The sequence below is a fragment of the Mycobacterium europaeum genome, assembly GCF_034555895.2.
In the GTDB taxonomy this organism is placed as follows: Bacteria; Actinomycetota; Actinomycetes; order Mycobacteriales; family Mycobacteriaceae; genus Mycobacterium; species Mycobacterium europaeum.
The window spans coordinates 588833-607794 of record NZ_CP157315.1; the positions used below are offsets into that span (position 1 = coordinate 588833).

At 68.6% G+C, this 18962-nt stretch carries 14 protein-coding genes, 1 pseudogene and 1 riboswitch; of the genes and pseudogenes, 5 read left to right on the forward strand and 10 right to left on the reverse strand.

Features of this window, described 5'->3' with window-relative positions:
- Positions 1–103: 103 nt before the first annotated feature.
- Positions 104–613, forward strand: coding sequence for a DoxX family protein (locus U8D42_RS03000; RefSeq protein ID WP_085240420.1), 510 nt, complete (start codon positions 104–106; stop codon positions 611–613).
- On the opposite strand, the gene U8D42_RS03005 is transcribed toward U8D42_RS03000, so the two are convergent.
- The gene (locus tag U8D42_RS03005) at positions 614–1975 is read right to left on the reverse strand and encodes an HNH endonuclease signature motif containing protein (protein WP_322859288.1); all 1362 of its coding nucleotides are present in this window, start codon (positions 1973–1975) and stop codon (positions 614–616) included. It abuts the gene before it with no gap.
- A 92-nt stretch (positions 1976–2067) separates the two neighbouring features.
- Complete coding sequence (locus tag U8D42_RS03010; RefSeq protein ID WP_322859287.1) at positions 2068–3432, reverse strand: flavin monoamine oxidase family protein; 1365 nt, start codon at positions 3430–3432, stop codon at positions 2068–2070.
- 117 nt (positions 3433–3549) lie between these two features.
- Between U8D42_RS03010 and prpD the strand changes: the two genes are divergently transcribed.
- Both prpD and U8D42_RS03020 read left to right on the forward strand, forming a co-directional pair.
- Entirely contained in the window at positions 3550–5058 is a 1509-nt protein-coding gene (gene prpD / locus U8D42_RS03015) for a 2-methylcitrate dehydratase PrpD (protein ID WP_322859286.1), read from the forward strand.
- Between the two features lie 240 nt (positions 5059–5298).
- Positions 5299–7023, forward strand: coding sequence for a DUF3556 domain-containing protein (locus U8D42_RS03020; RefSeq protein ID WP_322859285.1), 1725 nt, complete (start codon positions 5299–5301; stop codon positions 7021–7023).
- Positions 7024–7089: 66 nt separating this feature from the next.
- Here U8D42_RS03020 and metE read toward each other — a convergent pair whose 3' ends face one another.
- The 8 genes and pseudogenes from metE to U8D42_RS03060 form a co-directional block, all read right to left on the reverse strand.
- Complete coding sequence (metE, locus tag U8D42_RS03025) at positions 7090–9369, reverse strand: 5-methyltetrahydropteroyltriglutamate--homocysteine S-methyltransferase (protein WP_322859284.1); 2280 nt, start codon at positions 9367–9369, stop codon at positions 7090–7092.
- Between the two features lie 136 nt (positions 9370–9505).
- Positions 9506–9742, reverse strand: a riboswitch (cobalamin riboswitch).
- Between the two features lie 16 nt (positions 9743–9758).
- A pseudogene (locus U8D42_RS03030) lies at positions 9759–9914 on the reverse strand (NAD-dependent dehydratase); the annotation flags it as partial.
- On the reverse strand, positions 9913–10755 hold the full coding sequence (locus U8D42_RS03035; RefSeq protein WP_090421648.1) for an SDR family oxidoreductase: 843 nt from the start codon (positions 10753–10755) through the stop codon (positions 9913–9915). The gene U8D42_RS03035 and the pseudogene U8D42_RS03030, both read right to left, overlap by 2 nt.
- 77 nt (positions 10756–10832) lie before the next feature.
- Positions 10833–12113 (reverse strand): TetR/AcrR family transcriptional regulator, encoded by a 1281-nt coding sequence (locus U8D42_RS03040; RefSeq protein WP_322859283.1) that lies wholly within the window; start codon positions 12111–12113, stop codon positions 10833–10835.
- Positions 12114–12263: 150 nt separating this feature from the next.
- Positions 12264–12911, reverse strand: a complete 648-nt coding sequence (locus U8D42_RS03045; RefSeq protein ID WP_322859282.1) for a nitroreductase family protein — start codon at positions 12909–12911, stop codon at positions 12264–12266.
- Positions 12911–14011: an acyl-CoA dehydrogenase family protein gene (locus tag U8D42_RS03050; protein ID WP_322859281.1), complete on the reverse strand. Its 1101-nt coding sequence runs from the start codon at positions 14009–14011 to the stop codon at positions 12911–12913. Before U8D42_RS03050 ends, U8D42_RS03045 begins: the two co-directional genes overlap by 1 nt.
- Positions 14008–15153, reverse strand: a complete 1146-nt coding sequence (locus U8D42_RS03055) for an acyl-CoA dehydrogenase family protein (protein ID WP_322859280.1) — start codon at positions 15151–15153, stop codon at positions 14008–14010. The genes U8D42_RS03050 and U8D42_RS03055 overlap by 4 nt, the downstream gene beginning before the upstream one ends.
- A gap of 85 nt (positions 15154–15238) precedes the next feature.
- Positions 15239–16213 carry an SDR family NAD(P)-dependent oxidoreductase gene (locus tag U8D42_RS03060; RefSeq protein WP_322859279.1) on the reverse strand — a complete coding sequence of 325 codons (975 nt, stop codon included), beginning with the start codon at positions 16211–16213 and terminating at the stop codon, positions 15239–15241.
- A gap of 94 nt (positions 16214–16307) precedes the next feature.
- Here U8D42_RS03060 and U8D42_RS03065 point away from each other — a divergent pair, with 94 nt between their 5' ends.
- Together U8D42_RS03065 and U8D42_RS03070 are read left to right on the forward strand one after the other, a co-directional pair.
- Positions 16308–18053 (forward strand): nitric oxide reductase activation protein NorD, encoded by a 1746-nt coding sequence (locus U8D42_RS03065; RefSeq protein WP_431523855.1) that lies wholly within the window; start codon positions 16308–16310, stop codon positions 18051–18053.
- 56 nt (positions 18054–18109) lie between these two features.
- Positions 18110–18952 (forward strand): CbbQ/NirQ/NorQ/GpvN family protein, encoded by an 843-nt coding sequence (locus U8D42_RS03070; protein ID WP_322859277.1) that lies wholly within the window; start codon positions 18110–18112, stop codon positions 18950–18952.
- The last annotated feature ends 10 nt before the right edge of the window (positions 18953–18962 follow it).

Sequence of the window (18962 nt, forward strand, 5' to 3'; positions counted from 1 at the left end):
TCGGCCAACGTCGGAACGCCCGCAATGTTCCCACATGAATCAGCGCAGTTAGCTGCGCGCCGCTCCTGTTATGCCGTCCGTGCCATGCTCTAGGTTTGCAGGTATGACTCCCTACGACGTCGGACTACTGATCCTGCGGCTGGTGTTGGGCGTGACGTTGGCCGCGCATGGCTACAACAAATTCTTCGGCGGCGGGCGCATCCCCGGCACCGCGCGCTGGTTCGAGAGCATCGGCATGAAGCCCGGGAAGTTCCACGCGACGGTGGCCGCCACGACCGAGATGGCCGCCGGGCTGGGTCTGGCCGCGGGGTTGCTCACACCGATCCCCGCCGCGGGATTCGTATCGTTGATGCTGGTCGCGGCCTGGACCGTGCACCGGGCCAACGGCTTCTTCATCGTCAAGGAAGGCTGGGAATACAACCTCGTCCTGGCGGTCAGCGCCATCGCAGTGGCCACCCTGGGCGCCGGAAAGTTCAGCCTGGATTACGTGGTCTTCGGGCACAACTGGATGGACGGCTGGCGGGGTCTGCTGATCTCGGTCGTGCTCGGCCTCGCCGGCGCGATCGGCCAGCTGGTGATCTTCTACCGCCCGCCCGCTAAGCAGGCTGGTTAGCTAGGGGTCGTCGTCGTCCTCCTCGGCCATCAGCTTTTCGGGGTGGTGGAAGGAGTTGGTGCGGCGTTGCCCGCGGTCCAGATGGGGCGGCGGGATCCATTCGGTGTCGCCGTTGGCGCTTTTTCGGGTGGTCCAGCCCTGCTCGAGGAGCCGGTGGTGCGGTCCGCAGGTCAGGGTGAGCTGCTCGATGTCGGTCCGGTGCGTGTCGGCCCAGTCTTCGACGTGGTGGACCTCGCAGTAATAGCCGGCGACGTCACAGCCCGGTGCCGAGCAGCCGCGGTCCTTGGCGTACAGGACAATTCGCTGTCCCGCTGAGGCCAGCCGTTTAGCGTGGTACAGCGCCACCGCCTTGCCCTTCTCGAACACGGCCAGGTAGTGGTGGGCGTGCCGGGCCAGGCGAATCACGTCGGACATCGGCAAGATGGTGCCCCCGCCGGTCAAGCCCTTGCCCGCGGCGGCTTCCAGGTCGGCGAGGGTGGTGGTCACGACGATGGCCGCCGGCAGCCCGTTGTGCTGGCCGAGGTTCCCGCTGCAAAGCATCGCGCGCAGGCCGGCGTTGAGGCCGTCGTGGTTCCGCTGAGATGCTGTGCGGGTGTCGCGCTGCGCCGCATCTTCGGGCGGTGCGCCGTCGACCACCGGGGTGTCGTCGTCCGGGTTACACATACCGGGCGCGGCCAGCTTGGCCAACACCGCCTCCCAGGTGGCGCGGGCTTCGGGGGTCAGCCAGCCACTGAGGCGCGACATGCCATCGGAATCTTGGGTCCCTAGGGTCAGGCTGCGACGCCGAGCACGGTCCTGGTCGGTGAACTGTCCGTCGGGATTGAGGTAGCAAGTGATGCGCTCGGCCACTTTGCGCAGACTTTCTGGGCGATGAGCGCTGGCCCAGCGGGCCAGGTCGAGCTCGGCGGCTTGCCGGGTGGGGGCGTCGACCCAGCAGGGCAGCTCATCGAAGAAGCGGTGGATGATCGCGAGGTGCGATGCGCCGACGAGCCCGGCGCGCTGGGCGGCCGCGGTGGCCTCGTACCGCGGGGCCAGCGGCTCCCCGGTCAGCGCCTGCCGCGTGCCCAGCGTGCGAGCGTCGGTGATCCGACGAGTGGCTTCGCCGCGGGTGATGCGCAGTCGGTCGGCCAATACGTGCGCGAACTTGCCGCCGAGTTCTGCCGGCGTGGCTTGGCAATCGATCTGGTTGATCAACGCGTGGCCGGCCACGGGCAGTCGCCGCATCTCGCGTTCGAGCGATTCGAGGTAGGCGAAGCGCTCGGGGGTGGTCAGCGCATCGTAGGAGTGCTCGGCGATGCGTGAGACCACCTCGTGCAGCGCGGCATAGTCGGACGCGATCTGCTCACGATCACTCGAACGCATGTTCGAATATTATGACTTCCCACCGACAAGAAGGGCTGCGCTGAGACTGCTGAAACAAAAGTGGCTCAAGTGATTTGGCTAGGCGACCGCGATCAGACCACCGCGGCGGTCTCGGCCTCCCGGACTTCCATCGCGGCGCGCTCACCGGAGCGGATGGCGCCGTCGATCCAGCCGCACATGACGGCCGAGCTCTCCGTCCCGGCCCAGTGCACGCGGCCACACGGCTCGCGCAGGGTGTATCCGAATTCGGTGAGCACGCCGGTGGGGGCGTGGCTGATCATCCCGCCGCCGGAGTAACGCTCGGTCGTCCAGTTCTGTTCGTGGTACTCCCGCGGCGTTCTGGCCTTCTCGCCGAACCGGTCGACCAGTTCGCCGACGAGCGTGGCCCTGCGCTCTGCTTCGTTGAGCTTGGTCAGCCGGCGCGCCGCGGGCCCTTCGGTGATGACGCACATGATGCCGGGCTCTCCGGTGTCGGTGCAGGCGTCGATCGTCAGCGTGGCCGGGGTTCCCGGTGCGGCCGACTGGCCGGATAGCCCATCGCTGCGCCAGAAGGGCTCGTCGTAGACGATCGACGTCTTGATGACCGCCCCGCTCGGCATGCGCTGGTGCAGCAGCGCCCGATCCACCGGCAGCATCGGCTCGTAGACGATCGAAGACGCGATCGCCAGCGGGACCGCCACGATGACCCGCCGGGCGCGCACGGTCAGGTCGGCCGCGCCGACCGTCACGCCGTCGGCGTCCTGGGCGATCTGCCGCACCGGCTGCGAAAGGTGCAGGGAGTCGCCCAGTTCGGCCACGATGCGACCGTAGATGGCGCCCATCCCGCCGACCGGGCGGGCATCCTGGGCGCCGCCCTTGCCGGAGATGACGAAGGTGGGGCCGCCGCCGGAGCCCATCTGCGCCAGGCACCACAGCAGCGACGTCTCCGATCCCGCCGAGGTGTAGGTGCCGGCCAGCGCCATGTCCAGCATCTCGCGGGCAGCCTTGGACATGGTGCTCTGCTCGATCCATTCGCCCACGCTGATGCGATCCCACTCGTCGGCCTGCTTGGCGTCCCAAGGTGCCTCGCGCGGAAGGGATTTGGCCATCTTCTCGATCGACAGCAGGCCGACCCCGAGGTTGGCGACCGCCCACGGGCTCATCGTCCAGGGGATGGTGCCGCCGTAGCGGTGCTTCTTGCCGTCGACGATCATCATCGCGTCGCCGTCGTGGTGTTGCTTGTACTCGGACACGCCGAACTCGTCCATCAGCGCGTAGATCCGGTCCTGTCCCGGCCCGATCCACGCGCCGCCGCGATCGATCCACGTCCCGTCGGGCAGGTACTCGGTGAAGGTGCGGCCGCCGACCCTGTCACGGGCCTCCAGCAAGGCCACCGAGTGGCCCGCCTGTTTCAACCGCAGGGCGGCCGTCAAGCCCGCGAATCCCGCTCCGACCACGCAATAATCGACCTCTGACACGGCTGGCTCCTCAATCTGGGCAGCGCCCCAGCAGCAAACTACACCTCGACCGGCGCGGCGGCGGCGGGTTCACGGAGATTTCCGCAGGCGTTCTCGCCGCCCATAGGCTGCGGGTTTGTGTTGGTGCATACGGTGCGGACGCGGCGCAGCTCCGACGACTTTCCCCGCGCCGAACACCTGGCGGCGAAAATCGCGGCGGTCGCCGCCGACCCGGTCGCGGTCGAGCCGGAAACCGCGGAGATGGTGGCCAATCGGATCATCGACAACGCGGCGGTCAGTGCGGCCGCCGTGTTGCGCCGGCCGGTCACCGTGGCGCGCCGGCAGGCGCTGGCCCATCCCGCGCCGCGCGGGGCAAGGGTTTTCGGGGTCGCGGGAACCTATTCGGCCGAGTGGGCGGCGTGGGCCAACAGCGTCGCGGTGCGCGAACTCGACTTCCACGACACGTTTTTGGCCGCCGAGTACTCCCACCCCGGCGACAACATCCCCCCGCTGGTCGCGGTCGCCCAGCAGCTGGGGCTGCCCGGCGCCGACCTGCTCCGCGGACTGGCCACCGCCTACGAGATCCAGATCGACCTGTCCCGCGGAATCTGCCTGCACGAGCACAAGATCGACCACGTCGCGCATCTGGGGCCGTCGGTGGCGGCGGGCATCGGAACCATGCTGCGCCTGGACACCGAGACCATCTACCAGGCGATCGGGCAGGCGCTGCACCTCACCACCAGCACCCGCCAATCCCGCAAGGGTCTGATCTCCAGCTGGAAGGCGTTCGCCCCCGCGCACGCCGGCAAGGTCGCCATCGAGGCCGTGGACCGCGCGATGCGCGGTGAGGGGTCGCCGGCGCCCATCTGGGAAGGGGAGGACGGCGTGATCGCCTGGCTGCTGGGCGGACCCGAACGCGAATACCACGTGCCGCTGCCCGCTCCCGGCGAGCCCAAGCGCGCCATCCTGGACAGCTACACCAAGGAGCACTCGGCGGAGTATCAGAGCCAGGCCCCCATCGACCTGGCGCGGCGGCTGCGGGCACGAATCGGTGACCTCGATGAGGTGGCCACGATAGTGCTGCACACCAGCCACCACACCCACGTCGTGATCGGAACGGGCTCGGGGGATCCGCAGAAGTTCGACCCCGACGCGTCACGGGAAACGCTCGACCACTCGCTGCCCTACATCTTCGCCGTCGCGCTGCAGGACGGCAGCTGGCATCACGAACGCTCCTACGCCCCGGAGCGGGCCCACCGGCCCGACACCGTCGAACTGTGGCGCAAGGTCTGCACGGTCGAGGACCCGGAGTGGACCCGGCGCTACCACGCGACGGACCCAGCGGAGCGGGCGTTCGGGGCGCGCGCCGAGGTCACGCTCAAGAGCGGCGAAGTGATCGTCGACGAACTGGCCGTGGCGGACGCCCACCCGTTGGGCGCGCGGCCGTTCCGAAGGCCGCAGTACGTGCAGAAGTTCACCGAGCTCACCGGCGGCCTCGTCGCACCGGCGGAGCGGGACAGGTTTCTGTCCACGGTGGACGCGCTGGCGGATCTGCCCGCGGGTGACCTCGACGCGCTCAATGTCATGGTCGATCCGCGGGCGCTCGAGCGGGCGCCGGTGATCACTCCCGGGATCTTTGGTGAGTGAAAACGCGTGTGCGCTCACGGCTTTGAGTGTGTGTCCAGGGCGGGAACTGCGCGGATTTCTCGTCCTGAGCGCACACCGAAAGCCCTCACCTCACACTCGGGAGTGCGCGCGGCTCAGCCCGGGCCGCCGTACTGCCACACCAGATCGCGGGTGCCGGTCATCGTGGTGCCTCCTCGGTGGCAAAGGTTTCTTGCCCCGCTTACGTGCCGCGCGCCTAGAACACGTTCTAATCTGACCACCATGGGATTTCTCAAGCCTGAGCTGCCGCAGCTCGACATGGCCGAGTGGAACAAGGGCACCCGCAGCGAAAAGATCCGGCCGATGGCCAAGCACTGGGCCGAAGTGGGCTTCGGCACGCCGGTCGCGCTGCACCTGTTCTACGTCGTCAAGATCCTGCTCTACATCCTCGGCGCCTGGGTGTTCGCCTCGGCGACCAGAGGCTTCGGCGGCTTCACCAACGTCGCGTCGTGGTGGTCGGAACCCATCGCCTTCGAGAAGGTCGTGCTCTACACGATGCTGTTCGAGGTGATCGGGCTGGGTTGCGGCTTCGGGCCGTTGAACAACCGGTTCTTCCCGCCCATGGGCTCGATCCTGTACTGGATGCGGTTCGGCACCATCCGGCTGCCACCGTGGCCCGACCGGGTCCCCCTGACCAGGGGCACCAAGCGCAAGCCGATCGACGTCGCGCTGTACGCGCTGTTCCTGCTGGTGACGCTGAGCGCGCTGTTCGCCGACGGCACCGGGCCGATCCCCGAGCTGGGCACGACGGTCGGGTTGCTGCCGAGCTGGAAGATCGTGCTGATCCTGCTGCTGTTGGGCGTGCTCGGGTTGCGCGACAAAGTGATTTTCCTGGCCGCCCGCGGCGAGGTCTACGCGACCATGGCGGTGACCTTCCTGTTCGGCGGCGCCGATATGATCGTCGGGTCCAAGGTGGTGTTCCTGATCATCTGGATGGGCGCCGCGACCTCGAAGCTCAACAAGCACTTTCCGTTCGTGATCTCCACGATGATGTCGAACAACCCGCTGGTGCGGCCCCGCTGGCTGAAGCGGCGGTTCTTCGAGAACTTCCCGGACGATCTGCGGCCCGGGCGGTTGTCGCGATTGCTGGCGCACGTGAGCACCGCCATCGAGATGCTGGTGCCGCTGCCGTTGTTCTTCTGCCACAGCGGCTGGCCCATCACGGTGGCCGCGATCGTGATGGTCTGCTTCCACCTGGGGATCCTCGTGTCGATCCCCATGGGCGTGCCGCTGGAATGGAACGTCTTCATGATCTACGGCGTGCTCGCGCTGTTCGTGGCGCACGCCCGCCTGGGGCTACGCGACCTGAGACACCCCGTGGCGGTGGCGATCCTGTTCGTCGTCGTCGCGGGAATCGTTGTGCTGGGCAACCTGTTTCCACGCAAAATCTCGTTCCTGCCCGGAATGCGGTACTACGCCGGGAACTGGGACACCACGCTGTGGTGCATCAAGCCCTCGGGCAACGACAAGATCACCCGGGGCATCGTGGCGATCGCGAGCATGCCGCAGGCCCAGCTGGAGCGGTTCTACGGCAGCCCGGAGGCCGCCCAGATCCCGATCTACATGGGATATGCGTTCCGCGGGTTCAACACTCATGGCCGCGCGCTGTTCACCCTGGCGCACCGCGCGATGGCGGGCCAGAACGAGGACGACTACATCCTCATCGACGGCGAGCGCATCTGCAGCACCGCCATCGGCTGGAATTTCGGTGACGGCCACATGCACAACGAGCAGCTGATCGCCGCGCTGCAGGAACGCTGCCACTTCGAGCCGGGCGAGGTGCGCGTGGTCCTGCTCGACGCCCAGCCGATTCACAAGCAGACTCAGGCCTACCGGCTGGTCGACGCGGCGACGGGCGAGTTCGAACGCGGCATCATCCGGGTCGCGGACATGGTGACGCGGCAGCCGTGGGCCGACGACGTGCCAGTCGAGGTGGTGTCCGAATAGCGCGAGCAGACGCAGAATCGCACTCCGGAGGCCCGGATCGTGCGATTCTGCGTCTGCTCGCCAGGCTCAGGCGCCCGCCCGGACCTCCTGGGCCGCGGCGACCATGTTCTTCAACGACGCGGTCACCTCATCGGGGTTGCGGGTCTTCAGCCCGCAGTCGGGGTTGACCCAGAGCCGTTCCGGGGGAACGGCTCTCAGTGCCGCGCGCAACGCCTCGGCCATCTCGCCCCTGCCCGGCACCCGCGGCGAGTGGATGTCGTAGACGCCCGGGCCGACGCTGTTGGAGAAGCCCGCCGCGTTGAGGTCGTCGAGCACCTCCATGTGCGAGCGTGCCGCCTCGATGGACGTCACGTCGGCGTCCAGGTCGGCGATGGCCCCGATCACCTCGCCGAACTCCGAATAGCACAGATGGGTGTGGATCTGCGTGGAGTCCGCGACGCCGGAGGTGGCCAACCGGAAAGACCCTACGGCCCAACGCAAGTAGTCGTCCTGGTCGGCGCGGCGCAGCGGCAGCAACTCCCGCAGCGCCGGCTCGTCGACCTGGATCACCGCGATGCCGGCGGATTGCAGGTCCACGGTCTCGTCACGGATGGCCAGCGCCACCTGGTTGGCGGTGTCGGCCAGCGGCTGGTCGTCGCGGACGAACGACCACGCCAGGATGGTGACCGGGCCGGTCAGCATGCCCTTCACCGGCTTGTCGGTCAACGACTGCGCGTAGGTGATCCACTCGACGGTCATCGGGTGCGTCCGGACGACGTCGCCGTACAGGATCGGCGGACGCACGCAGCGACTGCCGTAGGACTGCACCCAGCCGTTCTGCGTCGCGAAGAAGCCCTCCAGCTGTTCGGCGAAGTACTGCACCATGTCGTTGCGTTCCGGCTCACCGTGCACCAGCACGTCGAGCCCGAGCTCCTCCTGCAGCTTGATGACGTCGGCGATCTCCTTGCGCATCCGCTTCTCGTACTCCGCCTGGTCGATCTCGCCGGCCCGCAGCGCGGCGCGGGCCTTGCGGATCGCGGAGGTCTGCGGGTAGGAGCCGATGGTGGTCGTCGGCAGCGGCGGCAGGTGCAGCCGCTCCTCCTGGCTGGCGCGGCGCGCCGCCGCGTCGCCCCGGTGGGTGCCCGACGCGACGATCGAGTCGATGCGGGCGCGTACCCGGTCGTTGTGCAGCCGCGGATCGCTCCTGCGCGAGGCCACCACGGCATTGGACGCCGCGATCTCGTCGGCGACGGCGTCGCGTCCGTCGCGCAGTGCGCGCGCGAGCGTCACCACCTCGGCGACCTTCTCCCGCCCGAAGGCCAGCCAGCTGCGCAGCGCGTCGTCGAGCCCGGTTTCCGGTTCCAGCGAGTAGGGCACGTGCATCGTCGAGCACGAGGTCGAAACCGCCACCGTGGCCGCCGAATCCCGCAGGGCGGCCAGTTTGTCCAGCGCCGACTCCAGGTCGGTGCGCCAGACGTTGCGCCCGTCGACGACGCCGGCCACCACGGTCTTGCCGGACAACTCGGGTATGCCCGCCACCGCCGTGCCGGCGCCGTAAACCAGGTCGATGCCGATCGCCTCGACCGGCGTGCGGGCCAGCCCGGCCAGGGCGGCTCCGGGGTCACCGAAGTAGGTCGCGACGAAGATGGCCGGCCGGTTGCCGACCTTGCCCAGCGCGTTGTACGCGGCCTCGGCCAGCGCGGGCGCGTCGGGGGAGATGTCGGTGACCAGCGCCGGCTCGTCGAACTGCACCCACCGCGCGCCCCCAACGGACGGGTCGGCGAGCAGGGACAACAGCTCCGCGTAGATTCCCACCAGCTCCTCGAGCCGCTCGATGGGGGCGGCCGAGCCTTTGACGCCCTTGCTCAGCAGCAGGAACGTGATCGGCCCGATGACCACCGGACGGGCCGGAATTCCTTGCGCAAGAGCCTCTTTCAGCTCGGACAACACCTTGTCCGGGTTGAGTGAGAACGTGGTCGCGGGCTCGATCTCCGGAACCAGGTAGTGGTAGTTCGTGTCGAACCACTTGGTCATCTCCAGCGGTGCGACCTCGGAGTTGCCGCGCGCGGCGGCGAAGTAGCGGTCCAGATCGTCGGAGACCTGTGCGGCCCGCGCGGGCAGGGCCCCGAGCATCACCGCCGTGTCCAGCATCTGGTCGTAGTAGGAGAAGGTGTTCACCGGAACCGAGTCCAGGCCGGCATCGGCCAGCCCCTTCCACATGTCGCGGCGCAGGGTGGCGGCGACGTTCTCGAGCTCGGCCCGGCTGGTTCGCCCGGCCCAGTAGCCCTCGGTGGCGCGCTTGAGTTCGCGCTTGGGCCCGATGCGTGGCGAGCCGATGACGGTGGCGGCGAATGGTTGAACGGTCACGGTACGGTCCTATCGGTCAGCGGGGTGGTCACCGCCAGCGGACGCGCAGCCGATCCGCCGCGGCGTGCACCCTGTGCACAACCGCAACGCCTTCAGCCAGACGCCCATTCCACGAGGCGATGAGCCGCCGGACGCGGCGCGCCCGGCACGGCTGGCAGGTCTTCGGACTCGCAGGCGCACACCTGTCGGTGTTCCTACTGGCCGTCGCTTCCCGGTCTTACGACCAGTGCTTGGTTGACGGCGGTCGTTCCTGCATACCGCTGCGGGACAGTCCCGGGCTCTCACCGGGTTCCCTCTCGCGAAGCGTGACTAACGTGCTTCGCTCGATGCCGTTGCCTTGCGGCGACGGCAGACCAGCTGCGTAGCGGAGTTTACCCCGGCCGGCCGAATCAGCCCGCCAGCGCTTCGGCGATCGGTGTCTCACCGTTGTTGAAGTCGATCGTTCGGCCGACGGTCGAATCGTCCGCGAGCGCGGCGGCCAGCACCAGCGCGACGTCGGCCCGGGAGACTTCCCCGGTGCCCCGGCCGGGCGCTCGCGACCCGCTAGAGCTTCACGCGTCCCATGATCAGATCGATGATCGGCTTCCCGGGCGGGTACGCGCCGGTGAGCGACGCCATGGTGTGCCCGTAGTCCACCAGCAGCGTGATCCCGCTGATGCCGAAGGCGGCCGCGCTGTTGAGGAACGCCATGACGTCACCCATTTGTTCGGGGGTGTGCACCTTCGAGCCCGTCTCGTCGCGGTAGTCCTGCGCGAAGGTGAGCCAGAGGTCGGCGTTGGCCTGCGCCAGGGGGGTGTCGGTGGGTCCCGGGCAGATCGCGTTGATCCGGATGCCCTTCTTCAGCAGCGGGTAGCCCTGGGTCGCGACGTAGGCGTTGACCACCTTCTTGGAGAAGCCGTAGTGGATGATGCCTTCGGATTCGTGCGCCTTGACCCATTCCTGAGCGGACGCGAAGTCCGGCGTGGCGAGGAACTCGGTCAGCAGCTCCAGGTCGTTCTCCCAGCCCATCCCGGCGACCGAGGAGATGAAGCAGATCGCCGAGCCCGGGGGAAGCTGGTTCTTCTCGAGCAGGCGGTCGATCAGGTGGCGGTGGCCGATGAAGTTGATCGCCATCAGGTCGGTGGTCCCGTCGGCGATGCCGGCGGCCGAGAAGACGGCGTGGACCGGGCCGTCCAGCTGCTCGAGCGCGGAGTCGATCGATGCGGGGTCGCGCAGGTCCACCTGAATGGCCTTGGCGACGTCGTAGTTCACCGGCGCGTAGTCCATCACGATCACCTCGGCGCCGAGTTCGGCCGCCGACTTGGCCGCCGCCGCGCCCATGCCGGTGGCGCCGCCGACGACGAGAGCCCGTTTGCCGTCGTAGCGCAACCGATCGACAACAGTCATGGAAATCCCCTTCTCGTTCACTGCTAACGCGGTTCTAATCGCCCAACTGTATGGGTAACAGTTTTTTGGTTCAATACCTACCTGGGGCGAACCGCGACGCCACGCAGCACCGTATCGCGGACGTGCACCAGCGCGGCGCGTGTGCCGACCTCGGCCAGGATGTTCTCCGGTATCCACTGCAAGCCGATGACGCACCGCGCCAGCATCGCGGTGGACGCGGCGTCGACGGTGATCTCCCCCGAGCGGATGCCCTCGCCAAGAAGCGTTTTCATCTGCCGGAGCCGGGTGGCGTACAACCAGCCGGGGTTGGGAGTGTCCGGCGGCGACTGACGCATCCAGGCGAGCTGAATCCGGAACTCGTCGGAGAACCGATCGAGCGCGTTGACGTTCACCCAGCTCAGCGCGTCCAGTTTCTCGACGGGTGTGGCGTTCGAGCGCAGCACCCCGACCCAGCCCGCCTCGACCTTCCTGCCGAACGATTCCATGATCGACGCGAGAAGCTCATCCTTCGAGCCGATCACCCGATAGACGGTTCCGGTGCCGAGGCCGGTTGCGGACGCGATGTCCCTGATGGTGGTGGCTTCGTAGCCCTTGCGGCCGAATTCCGTTCGCGCCACCGCGCGCACGTGGGCCGCTTTGTCGCTGGGGTCGGCGTCGCTGTCGTCCGACCAGGTGTCGATGACCCTCCTTGCGGCGGTGAAGGCATCGGACCTGTCCAGCGCCGCGTCGGTGGGCGGCCGCGTCGCCAACCCTTGCAACATGATTCGGCAGAGCAGCGCGGCGACCTGGTCGGGGGGCGACTTGTGGCGCATGACATCGAGGCCGACCTGCAGCATGGTCTGGCAGATGCGGTCGGCCAACGTGGGCAGATCGATGTCGGGTTTGATGTAACCGCTCCACCGGCCCGCGCGCAGCGTCTGCAGCATCGCCTCCCGGATCGCCACGGGCCGCTGCTGCGTCAGCTTCATCAATTCCGGGTCGGTGCTCGGTCCCTCGTAGAACGACATCTGCAGCGCGGCGCGATGCCGCACGGCACAGTCCGCGATCGCCGAGCCCAGCTCGACGATCCGCTCGGGGACCGGGCGGGGGTCCGGCTCGTCCAGCTCGGCCTGCGCGGCACGCCCGATACGATCCAGGTCGTCCTGATACCGGCGGATCAGCTCGATGAGGATCGCCTCTTTGGACTCGAAGTGGTGATAGAGGCTACCGGGAAGAATGCCGGCCGCGTCCGCGATCTCCTGCAGCGACGTCCGCAATCCCGACTGTGCGATCAACGTGGCCGCCGTGGTGAGGATCTCCGTCCGGCGGGTACCGAAATCGGCTGGGAGACTTGGCTTCAACGACTCCGCTCTCGGCATGATCAGCGGTGCGCACGCCCGGACGACTGCGGACCGGCATACATTCGCATTCGTCCCTCTCAACGAACCAAATCTTTGTTGAAGGCTATCAGAGCGCGCGCAAACGAATGCGCTGCATAACGGCGGTGCCGGACCATTCTCGGGACCATTCTAAAGCGCCGGCCCGTCCCAACCGTCGCGCGCGACCACCTCGCCGACCGGCCGTCGCCGGGCGGGCCGGAATGTCTGACCGGCACGCAGCCGGCCGACCGGAAGCAGACAGCCCTGGACGTAGCTTTCGGGAATCCCGAGCAGCCGCCGAACCTCCACCTCGCGATGCAGGTGCAGGGTGGTGATACAGGTCCCGTATCCCCGGGTGTGCAGCGCCAGCTGAAAGTTCCAGACCGCCGGGAAGATCGAGCCGTACAGCGTGGCCTGATGAAACGATTCGTCGCCCTCGATGCGGGGCAGGTATGGCTGATAGCAGGGGATCACCAGCAGCGGAACCCTCGACATGTTCTCGACGAGCCATTCCGTCGACGACATGATCCGGCCTTCCGGCGTTCCGGCCGGCACCAGGTCGGCGATCAGCTGGCCACCGACCCGCAGTAGGTACGCCGCGCGATACAGCTCGGCGATCTCGGCACGCAACGCCGGGTCGGCGATCACCAGCCAGCGCCACGACTGCTGATTGGAGCCGTTGGCCGCCTGCAAACCGATGCGCAAGCACTCCCGGATGTCCGCGAGGTCGACCGGCGCGTCGAGGTCGAGCGTCTTGCGCGCCGAGCGGGTGGCGGTGAGCAGGTACTCGACATCCATCACGGCTTGCCGCTCTTCGCAAGGCGCGCACCGAGTTCGGTGAGGCATTGATCGGGACCGGCCAGGAACGCGCTCCAGCTGAGCAGGCGCTTGAGGTACAGGTGGGCGTCGTGCTCCCAGGTGTAGCCGATCCCGCCGAACACCTGGATGGCCGTGTCGCCCACCGTGGCCAAGCGCCCGGCGAACGCCTTCGCCCGCAGCGCGGCCAGGTGCCGCTCGTCAGGGTCGGCGTTGTCGGCCGCCCAGAGCGCGTGGATAACGCCGCTGCGTGCCAACTCCAGGGTCTCGAACATGTCGACGCACAGATGCTGGACCGCCTGGAACGAGCCGATCGGCTGCCCGAATTGTGTTCTGGTTTTGGCGTATGCAACGGCCATCTCCATGACGGCTCGCGCGGCGCCCAGAGCGTCGGCGGCCGTCGCGATCAGCACATCGTCGAGCACCGCGGCGACGTCCTCCGGGGACGCCGCGGCCAGTCGCTCCCCGGGCGCCGAGTCGAGCGTGACCCGGAATTGCTTGCGGGTCTGGTCGATACCACGCTCGGGCGCGACCGAAACACCCGGCGAGTCGCTGCGTACCGCGAATAGCCCTTGACCCCCGTCATCCTCGGCGAGCGTCAACAGCACGCCCGCGGCGGCGGCGTCGGGGACGGCGGTGATCTCGCCCCGCAAGACGATGCGCTCGGAGTCCTCCCGGCTCGCGGCGACCGGAGTGTCAGCCAGGAAGCAGACGGTGGCGATCGTGGTGCCATCGGCGATCGTGCTCAACAGCTCGATTGCGGCATCTGCCGCACCGAGCCGCGTCAGCGCCCGGGGGGCGGCGACCGCGCTCGACAACCACGGCCCCGGATGCAGTGCGGCGCCGAGCTCTTCGGCAACGATGCCGGCCTCGACCATCGTCATGCCGGCGCCGCCGACGTGCTCCGGAACCAGCAGACCGGTTGTCCCGAGGCCGGCGAGGCCGCGCCACACCGCCTCGGTGGTGCCGGTCGGGTCGTCGAGCAGCGGGCGCACATGACCTGAGACCGGCGCCTTCTCGGCCAGAAAGCGCCGGGTGGTGTCCCGCAGCGCCGTCTGCTCGTCGGTGAGTTCGAGGTTCATTTGCGTGGCAACCCGAGCACCCGCTGGGCGGTGATGTTCTTGTTGATCTGGCTGGTGCCGCCCGCAATGGTCAGCGACCGCGACGTCAGACGGTAGTTGGCCCACGGCGCACCGGCACCGCGGGCGCCCAACACGTCGAAGGCGAGGGCGGCCATGTCCTGCCCGATCTCACCCCACACCGTCTTGGCGAGGCTCGCCGATCCGAAGGCGTCACCCCCATGCAGCGTCGCCGAGATCGACCTTTGGCACAGGACCTCCAAATACTTGATGCGCAGCGCGATTTCGCCGAGGCGGCGCAGCGTAAGGGGATCTTCAAGCGCATCGGTGTGCGCGGCGATGTCGTCGACCAGTTCTTCCAGCCGGACCTGCATTTCGGCGTACAGCCGGGCCGCCCCGGCCCGCTCATGACTGAGGGTGGTGGTGGCCACCTGCCAGCCCGCGTTCAGTGGACCGAGCCGCGCGTCCGCCGGCACGCGCACGTCGTGAAAGAAGACCTCGGCGAAATCGGCGTCGCCGTTGAGCGTCACCAGCGGACGGACTTCGATGCCCGGCAGTGTCATGTCGACGATCAGGCAGGAGATGCCCTTGTGTTTGGGCGCTTCGGGGTCGGTGCGCACGTAGAGCTGGCACCAGTCCGCCCGATGCCCGAGCGAGGTCCAGATCTTCTGGCCGTTGACGACGAAGTCGTCGCCGTCGCGCACGGCGCGGGTCCGCAGTGCGGCGAGGTCGGAACCCGCTTCGGGTTCCGACATCCCTTGGCACCAGATGTCGTCGGCCCGCATCATGGGGGGGAGCAGCGTGCGCTTCTGTGACTCGGTCCCGTATTGCATGATGGCCGGTGCGATGTTGTTCAGCCCAATAACGTTGAGCGGCATCGGGGCCCGGGCCCGCGTGGTTTCCTCCGTGTAGACCAGTTGCTCGAGAACCGTCGCGCCGCGGCCGCCGTACTCGCGAGGCCACGAGACCGCGGCCCAGCCCGCGTCGGCCATCGTCGCGCTCCACGCGCGCAGCATCTCGAAAGCGGCGTCATCGCGTCCGGAGGGCCGACGGGCGGCCACCAGCTCGTCGGTCAGGTTCTTCGATAGCCAGTCGCGCAGCTCGACGCGGAACTGCTCCACTTCCGCCGGGTATGAAAAGTCCACTTTTCCTTGGTTCCCTGGTGAATTTGGCACCTAGCCGGACTTTACGGTTGAGCGGATAGCCGGTCAACAACGGCGGCGCGCAGCGTCAGCTCCGCCGTGGCTCGGGGAAGGCGACATCGCCGTCACCGGGCATCGCGCTGACGCCGCGGCGCCCACACACCTCGAGCACCTCGTCCACGATCGAGGCGGGCACCAAGAACTTCTCCGTCGACGAGATCTCCTCGAGGTGCGCCTGGATGTCTTCGGCCGTGGGTTGGCTCCGGGCGTCCGCAAGCCATCCTTCGCTCAGGCCGACGAACACGCGCGCGTAGCGGCCGGCGGCGGCCGAATAATTACGGTGGGTGAACGTGCACGCGCTACTGGCGAGGAAGGTCACCAGCGGCACCACGAGCTCTGGCCTGATGGCCTGCATGAATCCGGATTCGGCGAGGAATCTCTCGTCGCCGACGGTCTCGGTTACCATTCGCGAGAAGCCGGTCGGCATAACGGAATTCGCGACGATGCCGTGTGCCTCGCCCTCGATCGCGATCACGTTCGTCAGCCCCACCAGGCCGGCCTTCGCCGCGGCGTAGTGGGCTTCCATCGGCTGGCCGAAGACCCCGGCCGACGAGGAGATGAACACGAACCGCCCGCCTCCGTTGTCCTTCATCACGCGGTATGCGGGCTGAGACAGCTGAAAGCCGCCGTCGAGATGAACACGAAGCATGCGGGCCCAGTCGTCGAGCGAGAGGTCCTCGAAGGGCGCGCTGCCGAAGATGCCGGCGTTGCTGATCACCGCGTCCAGCCGCCCGAATGCGTCCAACGCCGCGTCGATGATCGCCTGGCCGCCCGCGGGATTGGCGACCGAGTCGTAGGAGGCGATGGCGCTGCCGCCGGCCTTCCTGATCTCCTCGACCACATCGTCGGCGACGCCGGAGTCGGCGCCCTCGCCGCGCATCGAGCCGCCGACATCGTTGACCACCACCGCGGCGCCCCGGCGCGCCAGGTCCAGCGCGTACAGCCGGCCGAGTCCACGGCCGGCGCCGGTGACCACGGCGACCTGGCCGGTGAAGTCAATCACCACGTGCTCCTTGCCCCGATTGACTGCGGTGGCCCCGGACTCTACGGTGGAACAGATATTTGGTCAACGCAGTCCAAACCGTGCGGAGATGAGCGTGTCCACCGACGTTCGCGGCGACCGGCTGCCGGGGCTCGGCATGCTCGCGGCCGCGCTGGCGGGCCGCGCGGTGGCGGTGACCGAGCTGCGGCCGGGGGAGCCGTCGTGGACCGACGGCCAGACCATCCACGTCGACGCCGGCGCGAGCGCCCGCGAGCGGCTCGAAGCCGTTGCCGTGCAAGCCTCGATGATCGCGGCCGGCAGCCTGGACCCGGGCATCATGCGCCGCCTACTGCGCCACCCCCGGCTGGCCAGGCGCTACCTGGCGGTGGAGGGGCACCGGGCGGTCGTCGCGAATGGCCACCTGCTGCCGGGCGTCCTGGCATCCCTGGCCGACCGGGACACCGCGAAGCGCAGCGATTCGCCCGTCGCTTCGCTGCGAATCGCCCGAAGGCGCGCGACGATCGACGACCCCGCACCGGAATTCGGCGTCATTCGCCCCGCGAAGGTACTGGCCGCGTCCGCTCGCGCGGCGGAACAACGGGGTGGCCACGAGCACGGACACGCCCCCAGGGGCCCGGCGGGCAAACTGGATGAACTCGAGGACGGCGCGATCGACGATGCCGATGAGCCCGATACGTTCACCAGCCCGGTGGGCGGCGGCGGCTTCATCGGCAAGTGGCTGAAGAAGATGCTGTCTTCCGCGCGCAAGACCGGCAGCGGCGGCGGGCCACCCGGCGCCGACACGCCGACGCACCGGACCAACAGTGCCAAGCGCGGATCGCACGCGGTGACATCGCTGGCCGCCACGTCGGGCGAGGATGGGGCAGAGCGGCGGGCCCCGACGGCCGCGGACGGCCTGAAGTACCCGGAATGGGATGTCGCGCACGGGAAATACCGGCCCGAGTGGTGCACCGTCCGCGAGGTCGAGCCGACGCTCAAGGCGTCGGCGACGCATGCGATCGAAGCGGCCGTCGGCGTTGGCCGCCCGCTATCGCGGCTGGGCATGGGGCTGCACCGACACCACCGGCAGCCGCAGGGCGACGACATCGACATCGACGCGGCGGTCGAGGCCCACGTCGAAGTCTTGGCCGGTTCGATGCCCGACGAGGCGGTGTACCTGGACAGCCTGCGCCGCAGGCGTGATTTGTCGGTGCTGCTGCTGCTCGACGTTTCGGGGTCGGCGGCGGAGCCCGGCACGGTGGGGCGAACGGTGCACGAGCAACAACGCGCGGCAGCCGCCAACCTCGCGGTTGCGCTGCACGACCTGGGTGACCGGGTCGCGCTCTACGCCTATTACTCGCAGGGCCGGGGCGCGGTCAGCGTGGTGCCGGTCAAGCGATTCGACGAGCACCTCGACACCCGGGTCATGAAGCGGCTCAACAGCCTTGAGCCCGGCGGGTACTCCCGGCTCGGCGCGGCCATCCGGCACGGGTCGGCCGTGCTGGATGCCCGCGGGGGCACGACACGGCGGCTGCTGGTGGTGCTCTCCGACGGGCTCGCCTACGACCACGGATATGAGCGGGCCTATGGCGCCGCCGACGCGCGCCGCGCCCTGGCCGAGGCCCGCCGGCGCGGCATCGGCTGCGCCTGCCTGACCATCGGCGCCGGGACCGACGCGGCGTCGGTGCGCCGGGTGTTCGGCAGCGCCGCGCACGCCACGGTCGCGCGCCCCGACCAACTCGCCGCCGTGATCGGGCCGCTGTTCCGCTCCGCACTGCGCTCGGCGGAGGTCGGTCGCACGATGCCGCGGCACCCGCGTGTTTCAGATACGAAGCCCAAACACGCAAGTCAGAGCTCTTGAAACAAACATCTGTTCCGCGATAGGCTCCGTTTCACCGTGGGGGCAGAAGGGAAGCTATGGCCAACGAGTCCGGGCTTGCGTACCGGAACGGCGCGATCCCCGAGGCGGAGGGGACGCGGCCCTACTATCGGGCGATCGGCGGCGAGGAGGCCGTCTTCAAGGCGGCCTACCGCCAGGGCCTGGCGCTCGTCCTGAAGGGGCCGACGGGTTGCGGCAAGACCCGATTCGTCGAGGCGATGGCCCACGATCTCGGCCGCCCGCTGATCACCGTCGCCTGCCATGACGACCTCACCACGGCCGACCTCGTCGGCCGGTACCTGCTACAGGGCGACGAGACCGTGTGGGTGGACGGCCCGCTGACGCGGGCGGTGCGCGAGGGGGCGATCTGCTATCTGGACGAGGTGGTGGAGGCCAGGCAGGACACCACCGTGGTGCTGCATCCGCTCGCGGATCACCGGCGGCAGCTGCCGATCGAGCGTCTCGGCGTCACGCTGGACGCGGCGCCGGGATTCGGGCTGGTGGTGTCTTACAACCCCGGTTATCAAAGCGTGCTGAAGGACCTCAAGGACTCGACCCGGCAGCGGATGGTCGCCATCGAATTCGACTTTCCCCCAGCCGATGTCGAGGAGGGGATCGTCGCACACGAGGCGGGCGTGGACGGCACCACCGCCGCGGAGCTGGTGCGGTTCGGACAAGCCATCCGCCGGCTGGAAACCGGCGGCCTGCGCGAGGTCGCGTCGACCCGCGTGCTGATCGCGGCGGGCAGGCTCGTCGCAGAGGGGCTGACCATGGCGGATGCGGCCGGGGCGGCGATCGCCGGCCCGCTCACCGACGACGCGGCGGTGGGCAGGGCCCTGACCGAGATGATCGAGATCTATCTGGGCGGGGCGACGAAATGAATTGTCGGCG

What these genes read in the sequence shown, in the direction of transcription:
- U8D42_RS03020 (WP_322859285.1), top strand. Translation starts at nt 5,299, where the DNA reads ATGGGATTTCTCAAGCCTGAGCTGCCGCAGCTCGACATGGCCGAGTGG.
- U8D42_RS03070 (WP_322859277.1), top strand. Translation starts at nt 18,110, where the DNA reads ATGGCCAACGAGTCCGGGCTTGCGTACCGGAACGGCGCGATCCCCGAG.
- U8D42_RS03000 (WP_085240420.1), top strand. Translation starts at nt 104, where the DNA reads ATGACTCCCTACGACGTCGGACTACTGATCCTGCGGCTGGTGTTGGGC.
- U8D42_RS03040 (WP_322859283.1), bottom strand. Translation starts at nt 12,113, where the DNA reads ATGCCGAGAGCGGAGTCGTTGAAGCCAAGTCTCCCAGCCGATTTCGGT.
- U8D42_RS03005 (WP_322859288.1), bottom strand. Translation starts at nt 1,975, where the DNA reads ATGCGTTCGAGTGATCGTGAGCAGATCGCGTCCGACTATGCCGCGCTG.
- U8D42_RS03035 (WP_090421648.1), bottom strand. Translation starts at nt 10,755, where the DNA reads ATGACTGTTGTCGATCGGTTGCGCTACGACGGCAAACGGGCTCTCGTC.
- U8D42_RS03045 (WP_322859282.1), bottom strand. Translation starts at nt 12,911, where the DNA reads ATGGATGTCGAGTACCTGCTCACCGCCACCCGCTCGGCGCGCAAGACG.
- U8D42_RS03050 (WP_322859281.1), bottom strand. Translation starts at nt 14,011, where the DNA reads ATGAACCTCGAACTCACCGACGAGCAGACGGCGCTGCGGGACACCACC.